Below are 26,686 nucleotides of genomic sequence, written 5' to 3'. Positions count from 1 at the left end.
CACAGGAGAAGACGAGATGCAGATACGTGACCGACAGTTCCTGGTGACCGGGGCGGCATCCGGGCTGGGGGCGGCGACCGCCGAGCGGCTGGTGGCGGGAGGCGCTCGGGTGGTGCTGAGTGACCGCAGCGAGGCGGTGAACGCGCTGGCCGCCTCGCTCGGCGAACCGGCCGAGGCGGTGTGCGGTGACATACTCGATGCCGATGCCATGCAGGCGGCGGTGGATCGAGCCGTGGCCCGGGGCGGCCTGCACGGGCTCGTGCACTGTGCCGGGGTGGTCAGCGTCGCCAAGCTGCTCGATCGCGACGGCGCCCCGGCCTCGCTGGATGACTTCGCACGCACGGTGGCGATCAACCTGACCGGCACCTTCAACGTGGTGCGACTGGCGGCGGCGGCCATGGCGCGCAACGCGCCCGAGGGCGAGGACGGCGAGCGCGGCGTGGTGATCACCACGGCGTCGATCGCCGCCTTCGACGGCCAGGTGGGGCAGGCGGCCTACAGTGCCTCCAAGGCCGGGGTGGCGGGGATGACCCTGCCGCTGGCCCGCGAGCTGTCGCGCCACGGCGTGCGTGTGCTGAGCATCGCCCCGGGCGTGTTCGAGACGCCGATGATGCAGGGCATCCCCGATGACGCGGTGGCGTCGCTGTCGGCGGCGGTGCCGTTTCCCAAGCGGCTGGGGCGTGCCACGGAGTATGCGGCGCTGGTGGAGCAGGGCATCACCAACGTCATGCTCAACGGCGAGACGATCCGGCTCGACGGCGGTATCCGCATGACCTGAATCGACCCGATCCGGTTCCCAAGACGCCTATCTGCAAATTAAAACGAACGCTTGACTTCGTGCGGGTGTGGCTCTAGTTTCAAACGACTGTTTTAGTGCGGCCGCTGCACGGCCGTTCCCGCTGCCATTCGAGGAGAGCCCAGGATGCCCGACTATCAGGCCCCGCTGCGTGATCTGCGTTTCGTGATGAACGAGATGCTCGACTATCCCGGCCACTATGCGCGTCTGCCCAATGGCGAGGAGGCCACGCCCGATATCGTCGAGGCGATTCTCGAAGAAGGCGGGCGTTTCGCCCGCGAGGTATTGCTGCCGCTCAATCAGCGCGGTGATCAGGAAGGCTGCCTGCTGGAAGGTGGTGACGTGAAGACACCACAGGGCTTCAAGGAAGCCTACGCCCAGTACGTCGAGGGCGGCTGGCCGGGCTTGTCCGGCCCCGTCGAGCATGGCGGCCAGGGGCTGCCGGCCTCGCTGGGGCTGGCGCTGTCGGAGATGATCTGCGCGAGCAACCTGGCCTGGGGCATGTATCCGGGGCTCTCTCACGGTGCAGCCGACGCCCTGCGCCATCACGGCAGCGAGCCCCAGAAGGCCACCTACCTGAGCAAGCTGGTCGAAGGTGTCTGGACGGGCACCATGTGCCTGACCGAGCCGCACTGCGGGACCGACCTGGGGCTGATCAAGACCCGCGCCGTTCCCGAGGGTGACGACGCCTACCGAATTACCGGCACCAAGATCTTCATCTCCGCCGGCGAGCACGACCTGGCCGAGAACATCGTGCACCTGGTGCTGGCCAAGCTGCCCGATGCGCCGGAAGGTTCCCGCGGTATTTCGCTGTTCGTGGTGCCGAAATTCCTGCCCGACGCCGATGGCAATCCGGGTGAGCGCAATGGCGTGACCTGCGGCTCGCTCGAACACAAGATGGGCATCCACGGCAACGCCACCTGCGTCATGAACTTCGACGGGGCCACGGGCTATCTGGTGGGGCCGCCGCACAAGGGCCTGGCCTGCATGTTCACCATGATGAACGAGGCGCGCATCGGGGTGGGCATTCAGGGGCTGGGGCTGATGGAGGCGAGCTACCAGAATTCGCTGGCCTACGCCCGCGATCGTCTGCAGATGCGTGCGTTGTCCGGGACCAGGGCGGTCGACAAGCCGGCGGATCCGATTATCGTGCATCCCGACGTGCGGCGCATGCTCCTGACCCAGAAAGCGTTGGCCGAGGGCGGTCGCATGCTGGTGATGTATACCGGGCAGCTGGTCGACATCGCCGGTCACGCCGCGGATGCCGAGGAGCGCGACCGTGCCGAAACGCTGCTCGGCCTGCTGACCCCGATCGTCAAGGCCTTCCTGACCGAGCTGGGCTTCGAGGCGACCAACGAGGGGCTGCAGGTCTTCGGCGGCCATGGCTTCATTCAGGAGTGGGGGATGGAGCAGTTCGTCCGCGATGCTCGCATCACCCGCCTCTATGAAGGCACTACCGGCATCCAGGCGCTCGACCTGCTGGGACGCAAGGTGCTGATGAGCCAGGGCGAGACGCTCAAGGTCTTCACCAAGGAGATCCACAAGTTCTGTCAGGCGAATGCTGACAACGAGGGGCTCAAGCCCTTCATCGAGCCGCTGGCTCGTCTCAATGCCGAATGGGGCGAGCTGACCCTGGCGGTGGGCATGAAGGCGATGAACGATCGCGAAGAGGTGGGGGCGGCGAGCGTCGACTATCTGCTCTATTCCGGCTATGTCACGCTGGCCTATCTGTGGGCGCGTGCCATGGCGCGTGCCGAACAGGCGCTGGCGGAGGGGGCCGGGGACGCCGCCTTCTATCGAGCCAAGCGGACGACCGCCGAGTTCTATTATCAGCGGCTGTTGCCGCGTACCCGAGCGCATGCCGAGATGATCCGTGCGGGGGGCGAATCGCTGATGGCGCTGGACGCCGAGGACTTCGACCTGGGCTTCCGCCTCTGAGCAACCGCTGCGCGAGAGGCTGGCGCACCGGAGTCCGGATTGTCGTCGGCGGGTGTTGAGGCCATCATGGGGCCTCGACACCGGCCGGGAAGGCGACATGGATCACGACACGAATCCCGACAAGCGGGACATCCCGTTTCAATTGATGCTGACCCTGGCTGCGCTGGTGGTCATCATCGGCGGCATGAAGCTCGGCGCCGATCTGTTGGTACCGCTGCTGCTGTCGCTGTTCATCGCGGTGATCTGCACGGCCCCGGTTCACTGGCTGTATCGCCTGGGCGTGAGCCGGCGTCTCTCGGTGTTGCTGACGTTGCTGATCCTCTGCCTCTTCTTCACCCTGTTGGGCACTCTGCTGGCCAGCAGCTTCACGACCTTCATGGAAGCGTTGCCCCAGCTCGAGGACCAACTGCGCAAGCACTATCTCACGGTGCTCAACTGGTTGAGCAACATGGGCGTCTACATCCAGCCGCGGCGCATGTCGGAGTGGCTGGACCCCACGACTGCGACGCAGATGGTGCCGACGTTCCTCGGCGGTATCGGCAACCTGCTGTCGCAGAGCGTGCTGATCATCCTGCTGGTGATCTTCATGCTCTTCGAGACCCTGGACTTTCGCGAGAAGGTTGCCGAGTCGCTCGACAATCCGGTGCCGAGTCTGCGCCGTTTCAATGAATTCAGTCACAATCTCAAGTGCTACCTGGCGATCAAGACGGTCATCAGCCTGGTCACCGGGGCACTGATCTATCTCGCCTGCCTGCTGCTGGGGGTGCAGTTCCCGCTGCTGTGGGGAACGCTGGCGTTCAGTCTCAACTACATTCCCAACATCGGTTCGGCCCTGGCGGCGGTGCCGGCCGTGATGCTGACCCTGGTGATGCCCGACGGCGGTCTGGCGAAGGCGAGTGTGCTGGCGCTGGCCTATCTGGTCATCAACTTCGTGATCGGCAATCTCATCGAGCCACGGGTGATGGGCCATACCCTGGGGCTTTCGACCTTGGTGGCCTTTCTGTCGCTGGTAGTATGGGGGTGGATCCTGGGGCCGGTGGGAATGCTGCTCGCGGTGCCGCTGACCATGACGCTGAAGATCGCCCTCAACAGTCATCCCGAGACACGCTGGCTGGCGAGAATGCTGGGCGGACGCCGGGAGTATTGACGCGATACGGGGATACGAAAACGCCGCCCCATGGCTGGATGGGGCGGCGTTACGAGACGCGAGCGCTCGTTGTGATCAGGCGTTCTGATCGATGAACTGAACCAGCTGCGACTTCGATTGGGCGCCGACCAACGAGGCGACCTTGGCGCCGGACTTGAACAGCATCACGGTCGGTACGCCGCGCACGCCATGCTCGGCGGCAATGTCCGGAGCATCGTCGACATTGACGCTGACGACCTTGAGGGTATCGGCCTTCTCGTCGGCGACTTCCTCGACCACCGGCGCCATCATCTTGCAGGGGCCGCACCAGGGCGCCCAGAACTTCAGCAGGACGGGCTTGTCGGCCTTCAGCACCTCCTGCTCGAAGTTGGCGGTGGTGACATCGACGTTATTAGCCATGTGAATCTCCAGATTGCTTGCGCTGACTCTAGCGTAGTCGGTCGATGGTAGCCTTGGAGCCTCCCGCTGGCAAATACGCTGGGTTCAGCCCTTTGATAGGAGCGGTCTATCGGCAGGCACGCCGCGGTCGCGATCGCTTGCCGCTGTCGGCGCGGGCGTCTATGATGCTCCCTATATTCTATTAGGTAATTGATAGGCTGCCCATTATTCCCTTGTCGATGTCAAGGCAATAGCGGGCGGCGGTCAGGAGTCGCACGCGCATGAAACTGCAGCAGCTTCGCTACATCTGGGAAGTCACCCGGCACAACCTCAACGTCTCGGCCACCGCCCAGAGCCTGTTCACCTCCCAGCCGGGCATTTCCAAGCAGATCCGCCTGCTGGAGGACGAACTGGGTGTGGAGATCTTCGCGCGCAGCGGCAAGCACCTGACGCGGGTGACGCCGGCCGGCGAGTCGATCATCGAGCTGGCCGGCGAGGTGCTGCGTACCGTCGACAATATCAAGGAAGTCGCCCAGGAACACAGCGACGAGCGCCGCGGCAGCCTGTCGATCGCCACCACCCATACCCAGGCCCGCTACGCGCTGCCGCCGTTGATCAGCGAGTTCACCCGCAAGTACCCCGACGTGGCGCTGCACATGCAGCAGGGCACGCCCAAGCAGATCGCCCAGATGGTGAGCACGGGGCAGGCCGATTTCGCGATCTGCACCGAGTCGCTGGAGCTGTTCAACGACCTGGTGCTGCTGCCGTGCTACCGCTGGAATCGCTGCGTGCTGGTGCCCGAGGACCACCCGCTGGCCAAGCTGGGCGAGCTGACCCTGGAGCGCCTGGCGGAGTACCCGCTGGTGACCTACGTGTTCGGCTTCACCGGCCGCTCGCAGCTCGACGAGGCCTTCCGCGCCCGGGGGCTCACCCCCAATGTGGTGCTCACCGCCGCCGATGCCGACGTCATCAAGACCTACGTACGCCTGGGCCTGGGCGTGGGCATCGTCGCCCACATGGCGGTGGACCCGCAGACCGACACCGATCTGGTGCCGCTGGACGCCGGGCACCTGTTCGAGAGCTCGACCACCAAGATCGGCATTCGTCGCGGCACCTTCATGCGCGGCTACATGTACGACTTCATTCAGCGTTTCGCCCCGCATCTCGACCGCGACCGGGTCGACGCCGCGCTGGCCGCCGGACCGCGCCACGAGCGGGCGCTGTTCGAGGGGCTCGAGCTGCCGGTACGCTGACGCCCGGCGAGTGACGAGTCTCGAATGCAGAGAACCCCGCGCATGGCGGGGTTCCGTCGTTCAGGGCAGGCGATCGGTCAGTGCTGCAGATGCAGGCCGCACTCGCGCTTCTCCTCGACCTTGGTGGGGTCGAAGTAGTCGAAGTTGTTGGGCAGGTCGAAGCGCTGCAGGTACTGGTACATGTCCTTCGCGGTCCAGTGCAGTACCGGCGCGACCTTGATCAGGCCGTCGGCGTTGAGCGAGACGGGCTGCATCCGGGCGCGCTGGGCGGTGTCCTCGGCACGCAGGGCGGTCAGCCACACCTCGGGGGCCATCTCGCGCAGGGCGCGGTTGAAGGGCTCGAGCTTGACCTCCTCGGTGAAGGCGGCATGGCGCGGGTCGTCGATTCCCGGCAGGGGGCCGTCCACCGCCTCGCGATGCGCCCGCGAGCGGCGCGGGTGATAGATCGTCAGGTTCAGCGACAGGCGTTGGGCGAGTTCGTCGGCGAACCGGTAGGTGGCCTCGGTGTTGTAGCCGGAGTCCATCCATACCACCGGGATGTCGGGCTGAAAGCGCGTCGCCAGATGCAGGATCACCGCCTCGAAGGGTCGGAAGTTGGTGGTGCAGATGGCGCGCTTGTCGAGCTCCAGCGCCCAGCGGGTCAGGGCCTCGGGGTCATGGCCGAGTTCTCGGTTGACGGCGTCGATATCCAGGGTCATGCGGCGCTCCTCGAAGGGCGTGAATCCGTGAAATGCGTCTACGGTAGCAAAGCCGCTACAGGCCGCCCCAATAATGTTTGGTTCGATGCTTATATAGCGTAAATTTCAGTATGAATCACCCATTTAGATGATTTGGCGCTAAGAGGCCGCCGCGCACCACGGCGCCGGTCTTGGCGTCAGGGCGTGCCGCCACCGCCGTCGGGTCGCCGGGTGGCCGCCAGCGGCGTGATGCGGGCGCCGGCCGGGCCGCCGGTATCCACCTCGGCCTCGATGGCATAGACGCGCCGCAGCAGGTCGGCGGTGAGTACCTCGCCGGGCTCGCCCTGAGCCACCAGACATCCCCGGTCGAGCACCCAGAGCCGATCGGCGAAGCGGGCGGCGAGGGTCAGGTCGTGCAGCGCGATGACGATGATCTGGCCCTGTTGCCTGGCGCGCTGTTGCAGGTCATCGAGCACGCGCAGCTGGTGATGCAGGTCCAGCGCACTGGTGGGCTCGTCGAGCAGCAGCAGTCGGGGCTCGCGGATCAGCGCCTGGGCGACGGCCACGCGCTGGCGCTGCCCGGTGGACAGCTGGGCCAGCGGGCGCTCGGCCAGTGTGTCGAGTTCGAGCTGGTGCAGCATGGTCCGGATGCGCTCGAGGGTCGCGGGGGCGTCGGCAGGACAGCCCCGGGTGCGCAGGGCCAGCAGCAGGGTCTCGAACACCGGCAGGCGGCTGGCGGTCGCGGTGTTGGGTGGCAGGTAATAGAGGTGGCGGGCAAGACGAGCCAGCGGCTGGTGGCGCAACGAGGCGCCGTCGAGCCGGATCTCGCCGCCGGCCGGCTGGTGGCCCGCGATGCTGCGCAGGAGCGTGGACTTGCCGGCCCCGTTGGGGCCGATCAGGGCGGTGATCTCGCCGCCACGGGCCTCGAGCGGGCCGACGCCGTCGAGCACCGGGCGGCCGTCGCGACGGCAGTACAGGGCGTCGACCTGCAGGCTCATCCCCAGGGCTCCGTGCGGCTGCGCAGGATCAGCGAGACGAAGAACGGCAGGCCGATCAGCGCCGTGATGAGGCCGATCGGCACCACCAGGCCGGGGACCACGGACTTGGCCAGCGTCGCGGTGACACTCATCAGCAAGGCCCCGCACAGGGTCGCCATGGGCAGGAACACCCGCTGGTCCTCGCCCACCAGCAGCCGGGCGATATGCGGGCCGACCAGGCCGACGAAGCCGATGGTGCCGACGCAGGCCACCGTGGCCGCGGCCAGCAGCGAGGCGCCCAGCAGGGCGCGCAGGCGCAGCGTCTGGGTATCGATGCCCAGCGAGTGGGCATGGGCCTCGCCCAGGCCGAGGGCGGTGAGCTGCCAGCGTCCGCGCGCGAAGCCGATGCCGCAGACCGCAAGCACCACGGCGACCAGCGCCACCGCGGGCCAGTCGGCACGGCTCAGGCTGCCCAGCGACCAGAAGGTCAGCTGCTGCAAGGCCTCGGCGGAAGCGACGAACTGCAGCAGCCCCAGCAGGGCGTTGAAGAAGAACATGATGGCGATGCCCAGCAGCACCAGCCCCTGGACGCCGACGCCGCGCCAGCGGTTGACGGCCCACAGGGTCAGGGCCGCGGCCATGGCCATCAGGAAGGCGTTGCCGGCGATCAGCCAGGGGCCCACCAGCGGCACCAGTTGCACGCCCAGCACCAGGCTCAGCGCGGCGCCGACGCTGGCGGCGGAGGCGATACCCAGCGTGAAGGGATCGGCCAGCGGATTGTTGAGCAGCGTCTGCATCTCGGCGCCGGCCATGGCCAGGCTGGCCCCGGTCAGCACCGCCATCAGCGCCACCGGCAGGCGCACCTCCCAGACGATGGCGCGCAGCGTGGGCACGGCCCGGTCCGGGGTCAGCAGCGCGCTCAGCACGTCGTCGAGCGGGTAGCCGCCGGGCCCGGTGGCCACTTCCACCAGCAGGGCGAGCAGCGTCAGCCCGGCCATGCCGGCCAGCAGGCGCCGCTGGCGACGCCGCCGCGCGTGGTAGCGCGCGACGCTGTCGTGCGTATCGGCACTGGCGCTCGGCGAAGTGGCTCTCATGACGGGGCGCTCCGCGGGCCGATCATGCGTCGAGGGCCTCCATCAGGCGGGTGATCTTGGCCAGGGTTTCCTGATACTCGGCTTCCTCGTCGGAGTCCGCGACCAGCCCGCCGCCGCCCCAGATGTGCAGCCGATCGCCGTCGGCCACCACCGTGCGGATGGCGATCGAGGTATCCATGTGACCGCGCACGTCCACGTAGCCGAGACTGCCGCAATAGACGCTGCGCTGGCCGGGCTCGAGTTCGTCGATGATCTGCATGGCGCGAATCTTGGGGGCGCCGGTGATCGAACCGCCGGGGAAGGCGGCGGCCAGCAGGTCGAGCGCCGACCGGCCGGCGGCCAGTTCGCCCCGGACCACGCTGACCAGATGGTGCACGTTGGCGTAGCTCTCCAGCCCGCACAGCTGCGGGACCCGCACGCTGCCCGGCCGGCAGACCCGGCCCAGGTCGTTGCGCAGCAGGTCGACGATCATGACGTTCTCGGCGCGATCCTTGAGACTGCCGGTGAGCGCCTCGGCCTCCCGGCGATCCGCCTCGGGCGTGGCGCCCCGCGGCCGCGTGCCCTTGATGGGCCGCGTCTCGACCCGGCCGTCGCGCACGGCGATGAAGCGTTCCGGCGAGACCGACAGCAAGGCCTTGTCGTCCCAGGCCAGAAAGCCGCCGAAGGGCGTGGGCGTGGCCCGGCGCAGGCGCTGGTAGGCGTCCCACAGGCTGCCGCGGAAGGGCGCGCTGAAGCGCTGGGCCAGGTTGATCTGGTAGCAGTCCCCGGCGCGAATGTAGGCCTGCACGCGGCGGAAGCGCTCGCCGTAGGCGTCGCGGTCGAGTTCGGCGGCGAAGGGCGCGTCGAGAGCGAACGGCGCCGCGTCCGGGGACGCCCGGGTGAGCCAGTCGAGAACCTGGGCGCGGCGCGTGGCGCCGGCCACCAGCCAGGCGCGGTGCTGCTGATGGTCCTCGATGATCGCCCAGTCGTAGAGGCCCACGCGGCTCAACGGTAGGTCGGTAACAGGGCGGGCGCGGCCCTCGAGAGGGGCGAGGTGGCGGTTCAGATCATAGCTCCAGTAGCCGATCAGGCCGCCGAGGAAGGGCAGCTCGCTGTCGGGCACATCGCTCGGCAGCCGTTGCAGCAGTGCCTGCTGGGCGGCGAAGGGACTCTCGGGCAGGGGGCTGCCGTCATCCGCCGTGACCCGACCCGCGGCATCCACGCTCAGCGTGGTCAGCGGGTCGCTGGCCAGGATGTCGAAGCGCCCGCTCGGGGCCTCGGGCCTGCCGCTGTCCAGCAGCACCGCGCCGGGCCGGTGGCGCAGTGCGGCGAAGCGGGCCATGGGGGTGCCATGATAGGGCAGCGGGGTGATGTCGAGTCGGTCGGTCATGCGCGGCGGTCTGGCGTGGGAAGGGGCGTATTCTATCAGGCACCGGGGCGCGGCGTCGTTGATCGTGGAGCGCGCTTATTGTCGACAATGCTGTTGCAAGCCCCGGAGAGGTGACTCACCAAAGGTCTAACAGCCGGAAGCAAACGGGGTGTTGACGCTCATCGACGGGCTGACTAGAGTGCAAGACAATCCAGATTGTCGACAATGGCGAGCATGACATGCAGGACACTCCCGTTCCCGAAGTTCGCACCCTCGCCGAGCGCGTATTCAACCAGCTGCAGGATGCCATAGTGCGCGGCGAACTGGCACCCGGCACCAAGATCACCGAGCCGGGCCTGGCCAAGACCTACGGCATTTCGCGAGGGCCGCTGCGCGAGGCGATGCGCCGGCTCGAGACCCATCGGCTCATCGAGCGCGTCCCCCACGTCGGCGCGCGCGTGGTCAAGCTCACGATGCGCGAGCTGCTCGAGCTGTTCGATGTGCGCGAGGCCATGGAAAGCATGGCCGCGCGGCTGGCGGCGCGCCACATGACCGCCGAGGAGATCGCCGGGCTGCGCGAGGTGCTGGCGTTTCACGAGCGCCAGTCGGACCTGTCCCGCGGCGAGGCCTACTACCAGCGCGAGGGCGATCTCGACTTCCACTATCGCATCGTCCAGGGCAGCCACAACCGCATGCTGATGACCCTGCTCTGCGACGACCTCTACTACCTGGTGCGGCTGTATCGCACCCAGTTCAGTGCCAGTGGCGCGCGCCCGCGGCGGGCCTTCGTCGAGCACCATCGCATCGTCGACGCCATCGAGGCGGGCGACGAGGAGCTCGCCGAGCTGCTGATGCGCCGCCATGTCAGCGCCTCCCGCGAGAACGTGGCCAAGCGCTACGCCGCCGTGCTCGAGCAGGAAGCCGAACAACCGCCCGTGCCCCCCCTCCAGAGGAAGACACCATGACCCGACTCACCCCCGGGGCGCGCTTTCGCGCCGCCCTCGACGCGCAGCGCCCGTTGCCCATCGTCGGCACCATCAATGCCTATTCCGCGCTGATGGCGGAAAAGGTCGGCCATTCGGCGATCTACCTGTCCGGCGGCGGCGTGGCCAACGCCTCCTTCGGCCTGCCCGACCTGGGCATGACCACCATGAACGACGTGGTCGAGGACGCCCGGCGCATCACCGCCGCCACCGACGTGCCGCTGCTGGTGGATATCGACACCGGCTGGGGCGGGGCCTTCAACATCGCCCGCACCATCCGCGAGATGGGTCGAGCCGGCGTTGCTGCGGTCCATCTCGAGGACCAGGTGGCCCAGAAGCGCTGCGGGCACCGCCCCAACAAGGCGATCGTCTCTAGGCAGGAGATGGTCGACCGCATCAAGGCCGCCGCCGATGCGCGCCTGGATCCGGAGTTCTACCTGATCGCCCGTACCGATGCCTTCCAGAAGGAAGGGCTCGAGGCGGCCGTCGACCGCGCCAATGCCTGCATCGAGGCCGGCGCCGACGCGATCTTCGCCGAGGCCGTGCATTCCCTCGAGGATTACCGCGCCTTCTGTGAAGGGGTCGACGCCCCGATTCTCGCCAACATCACCGAATTCGGCGCCACGCCGCTGTTCACCCAGCAGGAGCTGGGCGAGGTGGGCTGCCGGATGGTGCTGTACCCGCTCTCGGCGTTCCGCGCCATGAACGCCGCGGCGCTCAAGGTCTATCGCAGCATCCACGAGCAGGGCCACCAGCACGACGTGGTCGAGCTGATGCAGACCCGCGATGAACTCTACGACTTCCTCGATTACCACGCCTTCGAGCGCAAGCTCGATGAGCTGTTCGACAAGGATCGCTAAGCGCTGCCCCGGGCGGTTGCCGGACATATCCGGCGCCCGGGCAGGGATTGTGTAAAGAGGCTGACAGCATAACAAGGCAAGGAGACACGTCATGGCAGAGACTGCGTCCAACACCGCCGGCCTGCGCGGCCAGAGCGCCGGCAGCACGGCGCTTTGCACCGTGGGCAAGAGCGGCTCGGGGCTGACCTATCGCGGCTACGATATTCACGACCTGGCCGAGCATGCCCGCTTCGAGGAGGTCGCCTACCTGCTGCTCAAGGGCAAGCTGCCCAATCAGGCCGAACTCGACGCCTACGTGGCGCGGCTCAAGGGGCTGCGCGGCCTGCCCGATGCGCTCAAGACGGTGCTCGAGCAGATTCCCGCCGACGCCCATCCGATGGACGTGATGCGCACCGGCTGCTCGATGCTCGGCAACCTCGAGACCGAGGAGAGCTTCGACGAGCAGCAGGACCAGAGCGACCGCATGCTGGCGGCGTTCCCGTCGATCATCAACTACTGGTACCGCTACTCCCACGACGGGGTGCGCATCGACACCGAGACCGACGACGAGTCGGTGGGCGGGCACTTCCTGCACCTGCTGCACGGCAAGCCGGCCTCCGAGCTGCATGCCCGGGTGATGAACGTCTCGCTGATCCTCTACGCCGAGCACGAGTTCAACGCCTCGACCTTCACCGCCCGGGTCTGTGCCTCGACGCTGTCCGACATCCACAGCTGCGTGACCGGGGCCATCGGTTCGCTGCGCGGGCCGCTGCACGGCGGTGCCAACGAGGCGGCCATGGCGATGATCGAGGACTGGCAGAGCCCCGACGAGGCCGAGCGCGAGATCCTCGGCATGCTCGAGCGCAAGGAGAAGATCATGGGCTTCGGGCACGCCATCTACCGCGAGTCCGACCCGCGCAATGCCATCATCAAGCACTGGTCGCAGCGGCTGGCCGAGGACGTCGGCGACACCCGGCTGTACCCGGTTTCCGAACGGGTCGAGGCCGTCATGTGGCGCGAGAAGAAGCTGTTCTGCAACGCCGACTTCTTCCACGCCAGCGCCTATCACTTCATGGGCATTCCCACCAAGCTGTTCACGCCGATCTTCGTCTGTTCGCGGCTGACCGGCTGGTGCGCGCACGTCTTCGAGCAGCGCGAGAACAACCGCATCATTCGCCCGAGCGCCGACTACACCGGGCCGGAGAAGCAGGAATGGTTGCCGATCGAGCAGCGTCAATAAGCGCCCCCCTCAACCGGCAGAGGAGATGGGCTTTCCCGGCGGCAAGGCTTCGCGAGGGCGCTGTAAACCCCTCCCTGGGCGCTACCTTTGCCATCCATGGCAAAGGACCCTCGCTTTGCCTTGGCCCCCGGCGCCCGTCATTCCGAGAGTTTGGAAACGAATTCCAATGCGGCTTCGCCCCCTCTACATCAAGGAACCACGATGAGCGCCAACGTTGAACAGAACCAGCGTCCGGACTACGACGCCGAACTCCAGCAGATCGCCGATTACGTGCTCGGCTACCGGATCGACAGCACCGAGGCTCTGGATACCGCCCGCAACTGCCTGATGGATACCCTGGGCTGCGGCCTGCTGGCCCTGCGCTTTCCCGAGTGCACCAAGCACCTGGGCCCGCTCGTCGAGGGCACGGTGGTGCCGCACGGCGCCCGCGTGCCGGGTACCTCGTTTCGTCTCGACCCGGCCAAGGCCGCCTGGGACATCGGCGCGATCATCCGCTGGCTGGACTACAATGACACCTGGCTGGCCGCCGAGTGGGGCCACCCCTCCGACAATCTGGGCGGCATCCTCGCCGTCGCCGATCATCTCTCGCAGCAGCGTGTCGCCCGGGGCAAGGCGCCGCTGACCATGCGCGAGGTGCTCGAGGCGATGATCATGGCCCACGAGATCCAGGGCGTGCTGGCGCTGGAGAACTCCTTCAACCGCGTGGGGCTGGACCACGTGGTGCTGGTCAAGGTGGCCTCCACCGCGGTGGTCGCCAAGCTGATGGGCGCCGATCGTGAACAGCTGCTCTCGGCGCTGTCGCATGCCTTCGTCGACGGCCAGAGCCTGCGCACCTACCGTCACGCGCCCAACGCCGGCTCGCGCAAGTCCTGGGCGGCGGGGGACGCCACCTCGCGGGCGGTGCGCCTGGCCGACATCGCCCTGCGCGGCGAGATGGGCATTCCCGGGGTGCTGTCCGCGCCGCAGTGGGGCTTCTACGACGTGCTGTTCTCCAAGACCAACAAGGACCAGGCGCTCAAGCCGGAGGACCAGCGCCGCTTCAACCTGCCCCAGGACTACGGCACCTACGTGATGGAGAACATCCTGTTCAAGATCTCCTTCCCCGCCGAGTTCCACTCCCAGACCGCCTGCGAGGCGGCGGTGCGGCTGCATCCCGAGGTCAGGGACCGGCTCGACGAGATCGACAAGATTGTCATCACCACCCACGAGTCGGCGATTCGCATCATCTCCAAGGAAGGGCACCTTGCGAACCCCGCCGACCGCGACCACTGCCTGCAGTACATGACCGCGGTGCCGCTGGCGTTCGGGTCGCTGACCGCCGAGCACTACGAGGACGCCTTCCACGAGGCGCACCCGATCATCGACGAGCTGCGCGGCAAGATGGTGATCGAGGAGGACCCGCGCTATACCCGCGAGTACCTGGAGGCCGACAAGCGCTCCATCGCCAACGCGGTACAGGTGTTCTTCAGCGACGGCAGCAAGACCGACAAGGTGGAAGTGGAGTATCCGGTGGGCCATCGCCGCCGCCGCGCGGAGGGCATCCCGCTGCTCGAGGCCAAGTTCCAGGCCAACCTGGCCACGCGCTTCCCGGCCGGGCGCTGCGAGCGGATCTTCGGCCTGTGCAAGGACCAGGCGCAGCTGGAGGCCACGCCGGTGCATGAGTTCATGGATCTGTTCGTGATCTGAGGAAACACTGACTAAATGCCTGCGCGGGTGCATCGCTTCGTTGCGCGGTGCTCGGAATCCTCACCTATACCCCATAGGCTCCGGTTCCTGTGCTCCGTGCGCCTTGCGCTGCACTCCGCTCGGCGATTTATTCAGCGCTTCCTGAATCGAAGCGAGGACTACAGGCTCAGCGGTTATCGCCGCCGCGCTCCAGGCGGTCGATCAGCGCATCGAGGTCGGCTTCGTCCATGGCCGGTTCGCCGGCGATGCGGTGGGATTCGTCGGCCCAGGCGCCGAGGTCGAGCAGCCGGCAGCGCTTGGAGCAGAATGGCCGGTAGGGGTTGTCGGCCGACCACACCACCAGGGTTCGGCACTGCGGGCAGGCGACTTCCAGCGGGCGTTGTCGGGTCGGGTTGCGGGTGTCGTCGCTCATGATGATCCTTCGTCGGTTGAAGAGGCGGCGGCCAGCGCCCGGTAGCGGGCGTCGAGTTCCGCCACCCGGCGCGCGAGTGCCTCGTGATCCCCCTGATTGTCGATGACATCGTCGGCCCTGGCCAGACGCTCGTCGCGTGGCATCTGCGCGGCGATGACGGCGCGGGCCTGGGCCTCGTCCACGTCGTCGCGGGCGGTGGTGCGGGCGACCTGCACGGTTTCCGGCACGTCCACCACCAGGCAGCGGTCGGCGAGGCGCGCCTGGCCGGACTCGAACAGCAGCGGCGAGACCAGCAGGTGGTAGGGCGCGCCGCCGGCCCGCAGGCGTTCCAGATGCGTCAGCAGGCGTTCGCGGATCCGCGGATGGGTCACGGACTCCAGCCAGGCACGCTCGTCGGGCTCGTCGAACACGATGGCGCGCAGGGCCCGACGGTCGAGGCGCCCTTCGGCGTCGAGTACCTCGGGGCCGAAGTGCTCGGCGATCTCGGCCAGCGCCGGGTCGCCGGGCTCGACGATCTCGCGGGCCACGTGGTCGGCATCCACCCAGGGGATGCCGAGCTCGGCGAAGGCGTTGGCCACGGCGCTCTTGCCGGCGCCGATGCCGCCGGTCACGCCGATGGTCAGCGGTGACGTCATGTCATGGGTCTCCTGAAGCCGGGAATACGTATCACGTCAGCAGCAGCGCCTGGTAGGCGGCCAGCAGCGGGGCACCGAAGAGCAGGGCGATCCAGCCGGCCAGCGCCAGGAAGGGGCCGAACGGCATCGGCTGGCCGCGCAGGCGCGGCACGGCGAGCTGGGCGAGGATGCCGACCACCGCACCCGCCCCGGCGGACAGGATCAGCAGCAGCGGCAGGGCCTGCCAGCCCAGCCAGGCACCCAGGGCGGCGAGCAGCTTGAAGTCACCATAGCCCATCCCTTCCTTGCCGGTGATCAGCTTGAAGCCCCAGTAGAAGAGCCAGAGGATGCCGTAGCCGAACATGGCGCCGAGCACCGCATCGCCGAGCATCAGCGGCTGGAACAGGAGCTGGTAGAGCAGACCCGCCCACAGCAGCGGCAGGGTCAGCACGTCCGGCAGCAGCTGGGTGCGCAGGTCGATGACCGCCAGCGTGAGCAGGGTCAGGCAGGCGCCGAGCAGGGCCAGGCCGGCCGGGTCGACCCCGTGAATCGCCGCGACCGCCACGGCCAGCGCCGCCCCGGCCAGTTCCACCAGCGGGTAACGCAGGCTGATCGGCAGTTGGCAATGGGCGCAGCGCCCGCGTCGCTTGAGATAGCCCAGCAGCGGGATGTTGTCGTGCCAGGCGATGGCGGTCCCGCAGCGCGGGCAGTGCGAGCCCGGGCGCCACAGGTTGAGGGGCGGCAGTTTCGCCACCTCCGGGTCGGGGTCGCGATCCAGGGCCGCGCAGGCCTCCTCGTGCCACTGGCGCATCAGCATCGGCGGCAGGCGCGCGATCACCACATTGACGAACGACCCGAGGCACAGGCCCAGCACCGCGACCAGCGGCCACAACAGCAGAGGCGGAAAATCGGCCGGCAAGGGAGACTCCTGTAATGGTCGGCGAGTATCGGCGCCAGACGGTACCACAGCCGCGCTTTTCTGGCATGGCAGCAGTCGAGGTGCGTCACGAGCGACGGCGAGACAGGGCGACCTTCATCGAGGCAGCGCGAGTTTAGCAGCGCTAAATGAGTGTGCCGAGATGAAGGTCAACGCCGTATCGTCGAGCGCAGTAGCACCGTTGCCTATATCGCGTTGCCCAATTCGAAGATCGGCAAGTACATCGACACCACCAGTCCGCCGACCAGCACCCCCAGCACCACGATGATGAAGGGTTCGAGCAGCGAGGTCAGGGCATCGACCCTGTTGTCGACCTCTTCCTCGTAGAAGTCGGCCACCTTGTTGAGCATGGTGTCCACCGAGCCGGCCTCCTCGCCGATGCTGACCATCTGCACCGCCATGGTCGGGAAGCGGCGGGAGTTGCGCATGGCGAAGTGCAGCTGCTGGCCGTTGGAGACGTCGTCGCGGATGCGCAGCACGGCGCGCTCGTAGACCTGGTTGCCGGTGGCGCCGGCGGCGGTTTCCAGCGACTCCACCAGCGGCACGCCGGCGGCGAAGGTCGTCGCCAGGGTGCGCGAGAAGCGCGCCACGGCGGACTTGTCGAGAATGTCGCCGACCACCGGCAGGCGCAGCGCCAGCGCGTGCAGCCGATAGGCGAAGGCCGGGGAGCGCCGGGCGGCCAGCCGTGCGGCGACGGCCGCCGCCAGCAGTGCGCCCAGTCCGGGCAGCCAGTAGGTCTGGGCCAGCTCGGACAGCGAGATGGTCATGCGGGTCATCGCCGGCAGCTCGGTACCGAAGCCGCGGAACAGGCTCTCGAACTGGGGCACCACCTTGATCAGCAGCAACGCGGTGACGCCGATGCCCACGGCGATGACCGCCGTGGGATAGTAGAGCGCCTTGCGGACCCGAGCCTTCAGGGACTCGACCTTCTCCTGGTAGGTGGCGACCCGGTCGAGCATGCGGTCCAGCGACCCGGACTGCTCGCCGGCCTCCACCATGTTGGTGAACAGGCGGTCGAAATGGCGCGGGTACTGGCGCAGCGCGTCCGAGAAGCTCGAGCCGGCCGCCACGTCGTCGGCCAGCTTCTGCACCAGGTTGCGCATCGCCGGGTTCTTGAGGCTTTCGATGACCACGCTGAACGCCTGCAGCACCGGCACGCCGGCACGGATCATGGTCGCCATCTGGCGCGAGAAGAGCATCACGTCGCGTGGCCTGATGCGCCCCACGCCGCCGAACAGGCTGCTCTTGCGGCGAATGGTCTTGACGATGATGCCCTGCCGGGCAAGCTCGCGCTCGACCTCGCCGCGATGGCCGGCGATCAGTTCGCCGTCGACCTTCCTGCCCTTGTTGTTCTTGCCGGTCCAGCGCCACCGGTAGAGTGGCGTGCGCTCGTGCGGCTTGCGTCCCTTGCGCGATTTGTCACGGCGAGAGCCGTACGTCGTTGTCGTGGCCATGGCTGGTTCCCTGCGTCCCGGGGGATGACTTGCGTTGCGTACCGTCAGGGCCGCCGTGGCGGCCGTTCGTCATCCCTCTGCGGGGACTGTTTTGCAATTCCTGTCTGTCAATCCTTGGTGACGCGGCTGATCTCTTCGAGGCTGGTGGTGCCGTCGAGTACCTTGCGCAGGCCGCTGTGCCGCAGGTCCGGGTAGCCCTGCCGGCGAGCGACGGCGGCGATGTCCAGGGCGCTGGCCTCGGCCAGGATCAGGCGGTCGATCTCGTCGTCGACCGGGACCACCTCGTAGATCCCGATCCGACCGTTGTAGCCCAGCGTGCACTGCTGGCAGCCCACCGGCCGATAGAGCCGGGCACCGGCGATCTCGGCCTCGGTGAAGCCGGCTTCGAGCAGCACCTGGCGGGGAATGTCGGCAGGCTCGCGGCAGTGGCGGCAGAGCTTGCGGGCCAGCCGCTGGGCGATGATCAGCGAGACCGAGCTGGCGATATTGTAGGGGGCCAGCCCCATGTTGCGCAGCCGGGTCAGGGTCTCGGCGGCGGAGTTGGTGTGCAGCGTCGACAGCACCAGGTGGCCGGTCTGCGCGGCCTTGACGGCGACCTCCGCGGTTTCCAGGTCGCGGATCTCGCCGACCATGATCACGTCCGGGTCCTGGCGCAGGAAGGCGCGCAGGGCGGTGGCGAAGTCCAGGCCGATCCGCGGCAGCACGTTGACCTGGTTGACCCCCGGCAGCTTGATCTCGACCGGGTCCTCGGCGGTGGAGATGTTGCGCTCGGCGGTGTTGAGCTGGTTGAGCCCGGTATAGAGCGTCACCGTCTTGCCGCTGCCGGTGGGGCCGGTGACCAGGATCATGCCCTGGGGCGCGGCCAGCGCGTTCTCGTACATCACCCGCTGCTCGGGCGTGAAGCCCAGGGCGTCGATGCCCAGCTTCGCCGAGGTGGGGTCCAGCAGGCGCAGGACGATCTTCTCGCCGTACACGGTGGGCAGCGAGTTGACGCGGAAGTCGATCGAACGGTTGCGCGACAGGCGCAGCTTGATGGCGCCGTCCTGGGGCAGCCGGCGCTCCGAGATGTCCAGCCGCGCCATGATCTTCAGGCGCGCGGCGATTTGCGTACGCAGGTTGAAGGGCGGCTGGGCGACCTCGAGCAGCATGCCGTCGATGCGATAGCGAATCCGGTAGGTGCTCTCGTAGGGCTCGAAGTGGATATCCGAGGCGCCGCGGCGGATGGCGTCGAGCAGGATCTTGTTGACGTACCTGACCACCGGGGCGTCGTCGCCGGCAGTGCTGGCGTCGAGGGTGCGCTCCTCGTCGAGCGGAATCGTCTCGGCCTCGAGCTCGTCGAGGCCGGTGGCATCGTCCAGCGCCTCGAGCATGCTGTCGGCGTTGCCCTGAGCCAGGTAGTTCTCGACGGCGGGCTCGAGCTGGTCGATGGGGGCCAGCACGCCGTCCACCGACAGGCCGGTGGCGAACTGCAGCTCGTCCAGCGCGGCCAGGGTGGAGGGGAAGGGCACCGCCACGGTAAGGCGATGCTCGACCCGCATCAGCGGCAGGATGTGGTGCTGGCGCAGGACGTTTTCGGGCATGCCCCGCGACGGCGGGAAGCGGTCGCGACGCAGGGCGTTGAGATCGATTACCGGCAGTCCGTATTCGCGGGCGGCCGCCTGGGTGGCGTCCCGCGCCGTGACCAGGCCGGTATCGATGATGTGCTTGAGCAGCGAGGTTTCATTGGCCCGGGCCTCTTCCTCCGCCCGGTGCATCGCCGCCTCGCTGATCCGCCCCTCGGCGATCAGCCGCCGGGAGAGGCCGCGCAGCCCGTCCGAATGCCCCGCCGAGGCGCGGGCCAGGGTGGAGTGGGTCGGCGCTGCGTCGTCCGCCGGGGCGTCCGGCGTGTCGACGGTATCGGGGGCGTAGGGGGGCTGGTAGGAAGACATGGCGTCGGGCGTTCTGCCTCTCGTTGCGGTCGCGTTCCTGCGCGGGGCACCGATCAGCCAGGATGCCGACCCGTGCCACCATGAAATACGGTACTCTCGGCAGGGCGTTTCTAGTGTAAAATAATGTAGTCTATTTCAACGCCGGTGGTGCAGGCCTGCCACCGCGCGCATGACGATTGTCAAGGTGAGCGGGGCCGTTGGCTCATGCCGCGTTGACGCGCGAGGGTCCACGAGGCCGTCCGGGCTGTGGTAGCGTCGGAGGGCGTCGGCAACGGGCCGACACGGTACGCATGGATTCGAGGGAGCTGGAAATGACGAAGACGATGACCCGGACGGCCCGGGCGCAGGGTGGCTTTACGCTGATCGAGTTGTTGATTGTGGTGGCGATTATTGGTGTCTTGGCAGCTATCGCAGTGCCACGTTATCAAGATTATGTTGAACGTTCTCAGCTATCTGCTGGTCTGGCGACCATAAGGGGTGTTGAAACTCAGGCAGAGGACTTGATTTTGCGTGGGCAAACTTTAAGTGTGGCAGATGGTGATACTGGAAATCTAGGCATTGCAGCCACCCAAGAGTATGGGCAGGTATCAGTTGTGAATGAATCATCCCAGACGCCATCGATTATTTATACGTTCAATTCTGATGCGGCTCTTGCAGAAAATAGTGCGATATGGGTTACACGTGACACTAATAATGGATGGTCGTGTTCTACCAGCTTGTCAGGGACTAACGTGGTCCCTGCTTCCTGTACTGGAGGAGCAACAGCGCCTACCGGTAAATAGTAGGCGATAAATATTAAGATGCACTTTAACCATTAGCAGGTGCGCATAAAGCGCACCTGCTTTCTTAATAAAGCGCCTTCTCCTCACTCACCACTTCCTTCAGCAGTTCCAGAAAAAGCTTATCCGCTTCCGAATAGGCCTCCGGATCATCCGGAATATGAATGCTGGTGGTGTCGCTGATCTCGTTGGCAATCTGCGCCAGGGCCGCCGGGCCGCTGTCCTGATCCAGGCGCTGGCGGGCGATGACGAGCGACTGCTCGAGGATCGCCGGGTCCTGCAGCAGCTTCTTGATGAAATCCCGCAGTTCGTTGATGACACGGACTTTCTGCATTTCCGAGCTGGCCATGTCGGTTTTCTCCCCGTCGACGAATAGCATTAGGCTTTGAACGAAAACTGCCTGCGCTCGGCAATACGGCGTTAAAAATCGGCTCAAAGTACTCATTTACAGCGCGTAAACTCCGCCTTTTCACCGATTTTTGCCTTGTCTTGCCTTCGCTCGCCGACTTTTCGTGCAAACCCTCGAGGCGAAAGATACCACGAGCCAGGCGATGCGTCAGGCCGGCGTGAGTGGCCGCAGGCTCAGGCGCGCCCCGGCCCGCGCCACACGCGCAGCTGGCCCAGCCAGGGCAGGGTCTCGCCGGCATGGCGCAGGCGCTCGGCCTGGTGGTTCAGGTCGTGCGGGGCGAGGCTCTCGTCGATGTACAGCGAGACGTCGATGCGGCTGTCCAGGTAGTGCAGATCCAGCGCCACGCGGGACTGCCAGCAGTCCAGCCGCCCCCAGGCCTGCTCCAGGGCGTCCTCCACGTCGGCCCTCAGCGGCAGGCCGTCGTCGGCATCGGGGCGGGCGTCGTGGGAGTCGTCCTCGGGGTCGACGTGGAAGGTGATGTCCTCCAGCCGCGGGTAGGCGGCGTAGAGCTCGCGGCAGACCTGGTTGCCGATCTCGTGGGCCTCGGAGACGGTCAGCCGCGGCGCCACCACCAGGTGCAGGTCGAGCAGCACCTGCTCGGCGACGGTGCGGGTGCGCAGCTGGTGCACGTCGCGCACGCCGGGCACCGCCATGGCCAGCTCGCGCATGCGCCGCTGGTCCGCCTCGGGCAGGGCGGTGTCGACCAGCTCGCGGCCCGCTTCCCAGAGCAGCTCGACGCCGATCTTGCCCACCAGCAGGCCGACCACTACCGCGGCGACGGCGTCCAGCCAGCCGGCGCCCAGCTGGCTGCCGATCAGGCCGACCAGCACCGCCACGGTGGACAGGGCGTCGCTGCGTGAATGCCAGGCGTTGGCCTCGAGCAGGCGTGAGCGAATGCGTCGCGCCGCCTTCAGGGTATAGCGGAAGATCCACTCTTTGCCGAGCAGGGCGACCACCGCCAGGCCGATGGCCCAGAAACCGGCCGGCGGCACCGGGGTGCCGGCCAGCAGCCGGCTGAGGCTGGCCCAGGCGATGCCGCCGGCGACGAACAGCAGCACGCTGCCCAGCAGCAGGGTGCCGAGTGTTTCGATGCGACCGTGGCCGTAGGGGTGATTGTGGTCGGGCTCCTGTCGTCCGAAGTGGGTGGCGATGACCACGAAGACGTCGGTCAGCAGGTCGGAGAAGGAGTGGATGCCGTCGGCGACCAGTGCGGCGGAACCCACGGCGAGACCGACGAGGATCTTGGCGATGCCCAGCAGGGTGTCCAGGATGGCGCCGATGATGGTGACGCGGTGGGCGAGACGGGTCTCTTCGGCACGAGTAAAGGCTTGTGTCATGCGGTGTTTTCCGGGAAGCGAGTTCAGTTGTACGTTATAGTTGCCGCCCGCACACTGGGATGCAAGGGAACGAACGCAATGGCTTCACTCGTGATGCCGCGGCTGTCGCTCAGCTCGTGGGCGCCGGTCTTCAAGGTACTGGCCGTACTGTGGATGGTACTGGCCGCCTTCATGGTCGTGCCGTGGCTGGTGCTGCTGGCCGAGGGGGACCCGGATGCTCACGCCTTCGCGCTGTCGATGGCGATCGTGCTGGCGACGGTGGCGAGCGTGCTGCTGCTGACCCGCCATGTGCCCATCGCCCTCAAGCCGCGCCAGATGTTCGTGCTGACCACGCTGAGCTGGCTGACGGTGAGCGGCTTCGCCAGCCTGCCGCTGGTGCTGGGGGCGCCGCAGCTGTCGTTCACCGATGCCGTCTTCGAGTCGGTGTCGGCGATCACCACCACGGGGTCGACCATCCTGGTGGGCATCGAACGCCTCTCCGACGGCCTCAAGCTGTGGCGGGGCATGATGCAGTGGCTCGGCGGCATCGGCATCATCGTCATGGCGATCGCCATCCTGCCGTTTCTCAAGGTCGGCGGCATGCGGCTGTTCCACACCGAGTCCTCGGACTGGTCCGACAAGGTGATGCCGCGCACCGGCAGCATCGCCAAGGCCACCATGAGCATCTACCTGGGGCTGACGGCACTGGCCGCCCTGTGCTACTGGCTGGCGGGCATGCTGCCGCTGGATGCGGTGGTGCTGGCGATGACCTCGCTGTCCACCGGCGGCTTCGCCAATTCCGACGCCTCCTTCAGCGCCTATGCCCACCAGCCGGTGCTGCTGTGGCTGGGCTCGCTGTTCATGCTCAGCGGCGCCTTGCCGTTCGTGCTCTACATCCGCGCGATGCGCGGCACGCCGGGCGTGCTGTGGCGCGATCAGCAGGTGCGCGGCATGCTGGTGCTGCTGGCGCTGGCGATCGGCGTGCTGACCGCCTATCGCGTGCTCGGTGGGCTGCCGGTCTTCGAGTCGCTGAGCCAGGTGACGTTCAATGTCGTCTCGGTGGTGACCACCACCGGGTACGCGTCCGACGATTACACCCAGTGGGGCGCGCTGGCGATCGTGGCGTTCTTCTACCTGACGTTCGTCGGCGGCTGCAGCGGTTCCACCAGCGGCGGCATGAAGATCTTCCGCTTCCAGATCGCGCTGCTGATGCTGCGCAACCAGCTGCGTTTCCTGATTCACAGCAACGGGGTGTTCGCCCAGCGCTACAACGACAGCATCCTCAGCGACGAGATCGGCCGTGGCGTGGTGGCGTTTTCCTTCTTCTTCTTCCTGACCGTGGCCGGGCTGGCGCTGGGCCTGTCGATGCTGGGGCTCGACCTGGTCACGGCGCTGTCGGGGGCGGCCACCGCGGTAGCCAACGTCGGTCCGGGGCTGGGCGACATCATCGGCCCGGCGGGCAACTTCTCCACGCTGCCCGACGCGGCCAAGTGGCTGCTGTGCGTGGGGATGCTGATGGGGCGGCTGGAGATCCTGACGGTGCTGGTGCTGCTGACGCCGATGTTCTGGCGGAAATGAGCGGCGAGTCGCGGGCGCCGAGCTGCGAGCTACATTCAGCCCGTAGCCCGTAGCCCGTAGTCCGTAGCCCGTAGCCTGTAGCCCGTAGCCCGCAGCCCGTAGCCCGTAGCCCGTAGCCCGTAGCCCGTAGCCCGTAGCCTGTAGCCCGTAGCCCGCAGCCCGTAGCCCGTAGCCCGTAGCCCGTAGCTATTCTTCGTTGATTCGCCCGGCGCGATTGAGCACGGGGTTGGCGTACTGCGCCAGCCACCATTCCCGCAGGGGCTCCGGTACCGTCGCCAGCCGTTCCTCGAAGCGCTGGCGGTCGGCCGCGGTGACCTCGCTGAGATCCACGAGGTCCGGGGCCAGGCCGCTGGCTTCGAGCGCCAGGTAGTGGCTGGGAAACAGGTGATAGCCTGCCAGCACCTGACGGTCGATCTCCCCGGCCACCGCGTCGGGGGTGGCAAAGCCGCCTTCCAGCGGGGTGCCGAAGGTCAGCTTGATGCGTCCCTTGTAGCCGGTGATGCCGGCGACGATGGAACGGATGTCCTCGAACTCCACTTTCTCGTAGCGGCCTTCGGTGTGTACCGCGTAGAGCTCGCGGGCCTTCTGCAGGTCGCAGGGGTCGTACTCGTAACTGATCGACACCGGCACCAGGCGCAGCTCGCGGATCGCCTCGGCGAAGTCGGCGTGCTTGTCTTCCTGGCGGCGGGCCATGGTCAGCATCTTGACGATGGCGCTGTCGGCGCGGTCGATGCCGTCCTTGGCGCGGCCCTCGCGCTGGGCCAGCCAGACCGGGTGGTTGTCGACGGTGATCGAGTGGCGGATATAGCTCGACAGGGTCTGGTAGGCGGCCAGCATGGCGCGCTTGCCCTTGGCGCTGCGCGGCACGATGAAGCTCTTGTTGAGCCGCATCAGGTCGGTGACGAACGGCTTCTGCAGCAGGTTGTCGCCGATGGCGATGCGCACCGTGTTGCGCCCGGCCTGGTAGAGCGCGTAGTTGACGAAGGCCGGGTCGAGGGCGATGTCGCGGTGATTGCCGATGAACAGGTAAGCCCGTTCGGGGTCCAGCTTGTCGATGCCCTCGACGGTGAAGGCATCGGTGGTGGTGGCCAGCATGCGCCGCATGTAGGCGGCGATGTGGGACTGGAAGTCGGCGACGCTGGCCACGCCGCGCATCTGTCGCTGCAGGGCGAAGGCGGCCAGCCGGCGGGCGAGCCAGGGCGCATGGCGCGACAGACGCGGCAGCCGGTAGCGGGTGATGGCGTCGAGGAACTCCCGGTTGTGGGCCAGGCGGTCGAGAACGCCGGCCACCTCGTCGTCGTGATAGGGGCGGATCTTTTCGAAGGCGTCGGGGGAAAGCAGTTGTGTCATGGTGTCGGTGTAGCGGGGGAGGCTTCGCCGCCCAGCCAGTCGATGAGTTGTTCGATGGAGCGGGCCAGCACCTGGGTCATCAGCAGGAAGTCGGTCTCCAGGCGCAGTTCCGGGTCGTCGCCGGTCTCGTTGGCGGCGGCTTCGTCGAGGACCGCATCGGCGAAGCGCAGCGATTTCAGCGCCAGGTCATCGTGCAGTACCAGCGACAGGGCGTCCTGAATGGTGAACGCCAGCCGGGTGGCCTGGCGGCCGCTTTCGAGCGCGGTCTGTATGTCCTCGCCGTCGAGGTCGACCTGGCGGCCGCGCAGCACGCTGTCGTCGCCGGTGGTCGACTTCAGTTCCACCTGGTCGCCGAGCTCCAGGCCGGCGGGCCGGGCCGACGGCTGCGAGAGCCATTCGGTCATGGCACGGGTGGGCGTCGACTTTGTGGCCAGCGGCGTGACCTTGAGCGAGCCCAGCGTCTGGCGCAGCAGGTCGAGGGCGTCCTCGGCACGGGCCCGGCTCGAGGCGTTGACGCCGATCAGCGCATTGCGCGTGTCCCACCACAGGTCGATGCGCTGGGTGCGCACGAAGGCGCGGGGCAGGAACTCCTCGTAGACCTGCTCCTTGAGGGCCTGCTTCTCCTGGCGGCGCAGCGGCCGGCCCTCGGCGGTCTCGCGTTCGGCGGCGCGGGCCTCGACCGCTTCGCGTACCACCGAGGCGGGCAGCAGGCGTTCCTGGCGGGCCACGGTCAAGAGGCGCTGCCCCTGGAGTTCATGCAGACGGCGGGAACCACCGTTGCCGGCCGGCGCCTGCCAGCCCAGGCGTTTGGCTTCGCTCTCGCCGAGCGGGCGAAAGGCCTGCTCATCGAGGGCCGCCAGCAGTTCATCGGCGGTCAGCGACGGCGCGTCGTGCAGGCGATACAGGTGCAAGTGCTTGAACCACATGGCGTCGTCCCGTTGCAAAGGAGACACATTATGGCGAATTGGTCTGGCGGGTACCAGTCGTCGCGTGGCGACGTCGTCCCCGGGAAACATGCGCCGGCAGTTTCAAACTACCGTTTGTTACCTGGATTGGGGGTGGCTAGAATCGGGTCATTTCTCTTTTTGTTGCTCAAGGATTGTCGGCTCATGGATAACCGCATCGCTCGTTCGACCCTTCGCGTGAGAGGCTTTCACCTCGACGGGTACGCTCATGTCAACAATGCCCGTTACCTGGAATTCCTCGAGGAGGGGCGCTGGGCCTATTTCGAGCAGCAGTTCGATCTGGCCGAGCTGTTCAACCAGGGGCTGGCGGCGGTGGCGGTCAACCTCAATATCAACTACCGACGGGCCGCGGTGATTCACGACGAGCTCGAGATACTCACCTCGCTGGCCGGGCTCAATCACCGCAGCGCGATCATCCATCAGGAGATCAATCGCGTCGCCGACGGCAAGCGCATCGCCGACGCCGACTTCACCTTCGTGCTGCTCGATACGCACACCGGGCGCACCATGGCCATCGAGGGCGAGTTGCGCGACACCCTGACCCCCTACGTGCTGAGCCCGGCGCCCGATCGCGCCTGATCCGGCGCT

Annotated in this window: 25 protein-coding genes; 11 read left to right on the top strand and 14 right to left on the bottom strand. The window is 67.2% G+C overall.

Going from position 1 to position 26,686, the window contains the following annotated elements; all coding sequences use genetic code 11:
- Positions 1–16 precede the first annotated feature (16 nt).
- From ACTCB7_RS02960 to ACTCB7_RS02950, 3 genes are all read left to right on the top strand, one after another.
- Complete coding sequence (locus ACTCB7_RS02960; RefSeq protein WP_463005503.1) at positions 17–778, top strand: SDR family NAD(P)-dependent oxidoreductase; 762 nt, start codon at positions 17–19, stop codon at positions 776–778.
- Positions 779–922: 144 nt separating this feature from the next.
- A complete protein-coding gene (locus ACTCB7_RS02955; protein WP_463005502.1) occupies positions 923–2,734 on the top strand; it encodes an acyl-CoA dehydrogenase C-terminal domain-containing protein in 1,812 nt (603 codons plus the stop codon).
- A 97-nt stretch (positions 2,735–2,831) separates the two neighbouring features.
- Positions 2,832–3,881 (top strand): AI-2E family transporter, encoded by a 1,050-nt coding sequence (locus ACTCB7_RS02950; RefSeq protein ID WP_224414637.1) that lies wholly within the window; start codon positions 2,832–2,834, stop codon positions 3,879–3,881.
- A gap of 75 nt (positions 3,882–3,956) precedes the next feature.
- Here the strand turns inward: ACTCB7_RS02950 and trxA are convergent, their stop codons facing one another.
- On the bottom strand, positions 3,957–4,280 hold the full coding sequence (gene trxA, locus ACTCB7_RS02945) for a thioredoxin (RefSeq protein WP_163648981.1): 324 nt from the start codon (positions 4,278–4,280) through the stop codon (positions 3,957–3,959).
- 260 nt (positions 4,281–4,540) lie between these two features.
- Between trxA and cysB the strand changes: the two genes are divergently transcribed.
- Positions 4,541–5,512 carry an HTH-type transcriptional regulator CysB gene (gene cysB / locus ACTCB7_RS02940; protein WP_163648980.1) on the top strand — a complete coding sequence of 324 codons (972 nt, stop codon included), beginning with the start codon at positions 4,541–4,543 and terminating at the stop codon, positions 5,510–5,512.
- Positions 5,513–5,589: 77 nt separating this feature from the next.
- Here the strand turns inward: cysB and ACTCB7_RS02935 are convergent, their stop codons facing one another.
- From ACTCB7_RS02935 to pabB, 4 genes are all read right to left on the bottom strand, one after another.
- On the bottom strand, positions 5,590–6,210 hold the full coding sequence (locus tag ACTCB7_RS02935; RefSeq protein WP_163648978.1) for a phosphoadenosine phosphosulfate reductase domain-containing protein: 621 nt from the start codon (positions 6,208–6,210) through the stop codon (positions 5,590–5,592).
- A 176-nt stretch (positions 6,211–6,386) separates the two neighbouring features.
- Positions 6,387–7,187, bottom strand: a complete 801-nt coding sequence (locus ACTCB7_RS02930; protein WP_224421283.1) for an ABC transporter ATP-binding protein — start codon at positions 7,185–7,187, stop codon at positions 6,387–6,389.
- Positions 7,184–8,260, bottom strand: a complete 1,077-nt coding sequence (locus tag ACTCB7_RS02925) for a FecCD family ABC transporter permease (RefSeq protein ID WP_224414639.1) — start codon at positions 8,258–8,260, stop codon at positions 7,184–7,186. The genes ACTCB7_RS02930 and ACTCB7_RS02925 overlap by 4 nt, the downstream gene beginning before the upstream one ends.
- 22 nt (positions 8,261–8,282) lie before the next feature.
- On the bottom strand, positions 8,283–9,629 hold the full coding sequence (gene pabB / locus ACTCB7_RS02920; RefSeq protein ID WP_463005501.1) for an aminodeoxychorismate synthase component I: 1,347 nt from the start codon (positions 9,627–9,629) through the stop codon (positions 8,283–8,285).
- 218 nt (positions 9,630–9,847) lie between these two features.
- Here pabB and ACTCB7_RS02915 point away from each other — a divergent pair, with 218 nt between their 5' ends.
- The 4 genes from ACTCB7_RS02915 to prpD all read left to right on the top strand — a co-directional run bounded on the left by ACTCB7_RS02915 (position 9,848) and on the right by prpD (position 14,356).
- The gene (locus ACTCB7_RS02915) at positions 9,848–10,573 is read left to right on the top strand and encodes a GntR family transcriptional regulator (RefSeq protein WP_163648973.1); all 726 of its coding nucleotides are present in this window, start codon (positions 9,848–9,850) and stop codon (positions 10,571–10,573) included.
- Positions 10,570–11,451 (top strand): methylisocitrate lyase, encoded by an 882-nt coding sequence (prpB, locus tag ACTCB7_RS02910; RefSeq protein ID WP_163648972.1) that lies wholly within the window; start codon positions 10,570–10,572, stop codon positions 11,449–11,451. The genes ACTCB7_RS02915 and prpB overlap by 4 nt, the downstream gene beginning before the upstream one ends.
- Before the next feature lie 91 nt (positions 11,452–11,542).
- The gene (gene prpC / locus ACTCB7_RS02905; RefSeq protein ID WP_463005500.1) at positions 11,543–12,670 is read left to right on the top strand and encodes a bifunctional 2-methylcitrate synthase/citrate synthase; all 1,128 of its coding nucleotides are present in this window, start codon (positions 11,543–11,545) and stop codon (positions 12,668–12,670) included.
- A gap of 201 nt (positions 12,671–12,871) precedes the next feature.
- On the top strand, positions 12,872–14,356 hold the full coding sequence (gene prpD / locus ACTCB7_RS02900) for a 2-methylcitrate dehydratase (RefSeq protein ID WP_463005499.1): 1,485 nt from the start codon (positions 12,872–12,874) through the stop codon (positions 14,354–14,356).
- 166 nt (positions 14,357–14,522) lie between these two features.
- Here prpD and yacG read toward each other — a convergent pair whose 3' ends face one another.
- The 5 genes from yacG to pilB form a co-directional block, all read right to left on the bottom strand.
- The gene (gene yacG / locus ACTCB7_RS02895; RefSeq protein ID WP_463005498.1) at positions 14,523–14,768 is read right to left on the bottom strand and encodes a DNA gyrase inhibitor YacG; all 246 of its coding nucleotides are present in this window, start codon (positions 14,766–14,768) and stop codon (positions 14,523–14,525) included.
- On the bottom strand, positions 14,765–15,403 hold the full coding sequence (coaE, locus tag ACTCB7_RS02890; protein ID WP_463005497.1) for a dephospho-CoA kinase: 639 nt from the start codon (positions 15,401–15,403) through the stop codon (positions 14,765–14,767). Before coaE ends, yacG begins: the two co-directional genes overlap by 4 nt.
- 31 nt (positions 15,404–15,434) lie before the next feature.
- The gene (locus ACTCB7_RS02885) at positions 15,435–16,301 is read right to left on the bottom strand and encodes a prepilin peptidase (RefSeq protein WP_463005496.1); all 867 of its coding nucleotides are present in this window, start codon (positions 16,299–16,301) and stop codon (positions 15,435–15,437) included.
- A gap of 203 nt (positions 16,302–16,504) precedes the next feature.
- Positions 16,505–17,773 carry a type II secretion system F family protein gene (locus ACTCB7_RS02880; RefSeq protein WP_463005495.1) on the bottom strand — a complete coding sequence of 423 codons (1,269 nt, stop codon included), beginning with the start codon at positions 17,771–17,773 and terminating at the stop codon, positions 16,505–16,507.
- Positions 17,774–17,880: 107 nt separating this feature from the next.
- On the bottom strand, positions 17,881–19,701 hold the full coding sequence (gene pilB, locus ACTCB7_RS02875; protein WP_463005494.1) for a type IV-A pilus assembly ATPase PilB: 1,821 nt from the start codon (positions 19,699–19,701) through the stop codon (positions 17,881–17,883).
- Positions 19,702–20,012: 311 nt separating this feature from the next.
- Here pilB and ACTCB7_RS02870 point away from each other — a divergent pair, with 311 nt between their 5' ends.
- The gene (locus tag ACTCB7_RS02870) at positions 20,013–20,483 is read left to right on the top strand and encodes a pilin (RefSeq protein WP_463005493.1); all 471 of its coding nucleotides are present in this window, start codon (positions 20,013–20,015) and stop codon (positions 20,481–20,483) included.
- Positions 20,484–20,547: 64 nt separating this feature from the next.
- Here ACTCB7_RS02870 and ACTCB7_RS02865 read toward each other — a convergent pair whose 3' ends face one another.
- Positions 20,548–20,829, bottom strand: a complete 282-nt coding sequence (locus ACTCB7_RS02865; RefSeq protein ID WP_463005492.1) for a hypothetical protein — start codon at positions 20,827–20,829, stop codon at positions 20,548–20,550.
- Positions 20,830–21,062: 233 nt separating this feature from the next.
- Positions 21,063–22,226: a cation diffusion facilitator family transporter gene (locus ACTCB7_RS02860; protein ID WP_463005491.1), complete on the bottom strand. Its 1,164-nt coding sequence runs from the start codon at positions 22,224–22,226 to the stop codon at positions 21,063–21,065.
- A gap of 78 nt (positions 22,227–22,304) precedes the next feature.
- Here ACTCB7_RS02860 and ACTCB7_RS02855 point away from each other — a divergent pair, with 78 nt between their 5' ends.
- On the top strand, positions 22,305–23,783 hold the full coding sequence (locus tag ACTCB7_RS02855; protein WP_463005490.1) for a TrkH family potassium uptake protein: 1,479 nt from the start codon (positions 22,305–22,307) through the stop codon (positions 23,781–23,783).
- A gap of 186 nt (positions 23,784–23,969) precedes the next feature.
- Here the strand turns inward: ACTCB7_RS02855 and ACTCB7_RS02850 are convergent, their stop codons facing one another.
- Positions 23,970–25,133 carry a 1-acyl-sn-glycerol-3-phosphate acyltransferase gene (locus tag ACTCB7_RS02850; protein ID WP_463005489.1) on the bottom strand — a complete coding sequence of 388 codons (1,164 nt, stop codon included), beginning with the start codon at positions 25,131–25,133 and terminating at the stop codon, positions 23,970–23,972.
- Entirely contained in the window at positions 25,130–26,059 is a 930-nt protein-coding gene (locus ACTCB7_RS02845; protein WP_463005488.1) for a recombination-associated protein RdgC, read from the bottom strand. Before ACTCB7_RS02845 ends, ACTCB7_RS02850 begins: the two co-directional genes overlap by 4 nt.
- A gap of 183 nt (positions 26,060–26,242) precedes the next feature.
- Between ACTCB7_RS02845 and ACTCB7_RS02840 the strand changes: the two genes are divergently transcribed.
- The gene (locus ACTCB7_RS02840) at positions 26,243–26,677 is read left to right on the top strand and encodes an acyl-CoA thioesterase (RefSeq protein ID WP_463005487.1); all 435 of its coding nucleotides are present in this window, start codon (positions 26,243–26,245) and stop codon (positions 26,675–26,677) included.
- Positions 26,678–26,686 lie beyond the last annotated feature (9 nt).

The sequence above is a fragment of the Modicisalibacter sp. genome (genome assembly GCF_055145905.1).
Note: the sequence above shows the minus strand (reverse complement) of the source record. Positions and strands in the feature narration are given on the sequence as shown.

Bases quoted from the DNA above. Each gene is read 5' to 3' on its own strand.
- ACTCB7_RS02955 (WP_463005502.1), top strand. From the start codon at position 923: ATGCCCGACTATCAGGCCCCGCTGCGTGATCTGCGTTTCGTGATGAAC.
- ACTCB7_RS02915 (WP_163648973.1), top strand. From the start codon at position 9,848: ATGCAGGACACTCCCGTTCCCGAAGTTCGCACCCTCGCCGAGCGCGTA.
- cysB (WP_163648980.1), top strand. From the start codon at position 4,541: ATGAAACTGCAGCAGCTTCGCTACATCTGGGAAGTCACCCGGCACAAC.
- ACTCB7_RS02840 (WP_463005487.1), top strand. From the start codon at position 26,243: ATGGATAACCGCATCGCTCGTTCGACCCTTCGCGTGAGAGGCTTTCAC.
- ACTCB7_RS02860 (WP_463005491.1), bottom strand. From the start codon at position 22,226: ATGACACAAGCCTTTACTCGTGCCGAAGAGACCCGTCTCGCCCACCGC.
- prpB (WP_163648972.1), top strand. From the start codon at position 10,570: ATGACCCGACTCACCCCCGGGGCGCGCTTTCGCGCCGCCCTCGACGCG.
- trxA (WP_163648981.1), bottom strand. From the start codon at position 4,280: ATGGCTAATAACGTCGATGTCACCACCGCCAACTTCGAGCAGGAGGTG.
- ACTCB7_RS02950 (WP_224414637.1), top strand. From the start codon at position 2,832: ATGGATCACGACACGAATCCCGACAAGCGGGACATCCCGTTTCAATTG.
- ACTCB7_RS02850 (WP_463005489.1), bottom strand. From the start codon at position 25,133: ATGACACAACTGCTTTCCCCCGACGCCTTCGAAAAGATCCGCCCCTAT.
- pilB (WP_463005494.1), bottom strand. From the start codon at position 19,701: ATGTCTTCCTACCAGCCCCCCTACGCCCCCGATACCGTCGACACGCCG.
- prpC (WP_463005500.1), top strand. From the start codon at position 11,543: ATGGCAGAGACTGCGTCCAACACCGCCGGCCTGCGCGGCCAGAGCGCC.
- ACTCB7_RS02925 (WP_224414639.1), bottom strand. From the start codon at position 8,260: ATGAGAGCCACTTCGCCGAGCGCCAGTGCCGATACGCACGACAGCGTC.
- ACTCB7_RS02880 (WP_463005495.1), bottom strand. From the start codon at position 17,773: ATGGCCACGACAACGACGTACGGCTCTCGCCGTGACAAATCGCGCAAG.
- ACTCB7_RS02865 (WP_463005492.1), bottom strand. From the start codon at position 20,829: ATGGCCAGCTCGGAAATGCAGAAAGTCCGTGTCATCAACGAACTGCGG.
- ACTCB7_RS02930 (WP_224421283.1), bottom strand. From the start codon at position 7,187: ATGAGCCTGCAGGTCGACGCCCTGTACTGCCGTCGCGACGGCCGCCCG.
- yacG (WP_463005498.1), bottom strand. From the start codon at position 14,768: ATGAGCGACGACACCCGCAACCCGACCCGACAACGCCCGCTGGAAGTC.
- coaE (WP_463005497.1), bottom strand. From the start codon at position 15,403: ATGACGTCACCGCTGACCATCGGCGTGACCGGCGGCATCGGCGCCGGC.
- ACTCB7_RS02935 (WP_163648978.1), bottom strand. From the start codon at position 6,210: ATGACCCTGGATATCGACGCCGTCAACCGAGAACTCGGCCATGACCCC.
- ACTCB7_RS02960 (WP_463005503.1), top strand. From the start codon at position 17: ATGCAGATACGTGACCGACAGTTCCTGGTGACCGGGGCGGCATCCGGG.
- ACTCB7_RS02855 (WP_463005490.1), top strand. From the start codon at position 22,305: ATGGCTTCACTCGTGATGCCGCGGCTGTCGCTCAGCTCGTGGGCGCCG.
- prpD (WP_463005499.1), top strand. From the start codon at position 12,872: ATGAGCGCCAACGTTGAACAGAACCAGCGTCCGGACTACGACGCCGAA.
- ACTCB7_RS02845 (WP_463005488.1), bottom strand. From the start codon at position 26,059: ATGTGGTTCAAGCACTTGCACCTGTATCGCCTGCACGACGCGCCGTCG.
- ACTCB7_RS02870 (WP_463005493.1), top strand. From the start codon at position 20,013: ATGACGAAGACGATGACCCGGACGGCCCGGGCGCAGGGTGGCTTTACG.
- pabB (WP_463005501.1), bottom strand. From the start codon at position 9,629: ATGACCGACCGACTCGACATCACCCCGCTGCCCTATCATGGCACCCCC.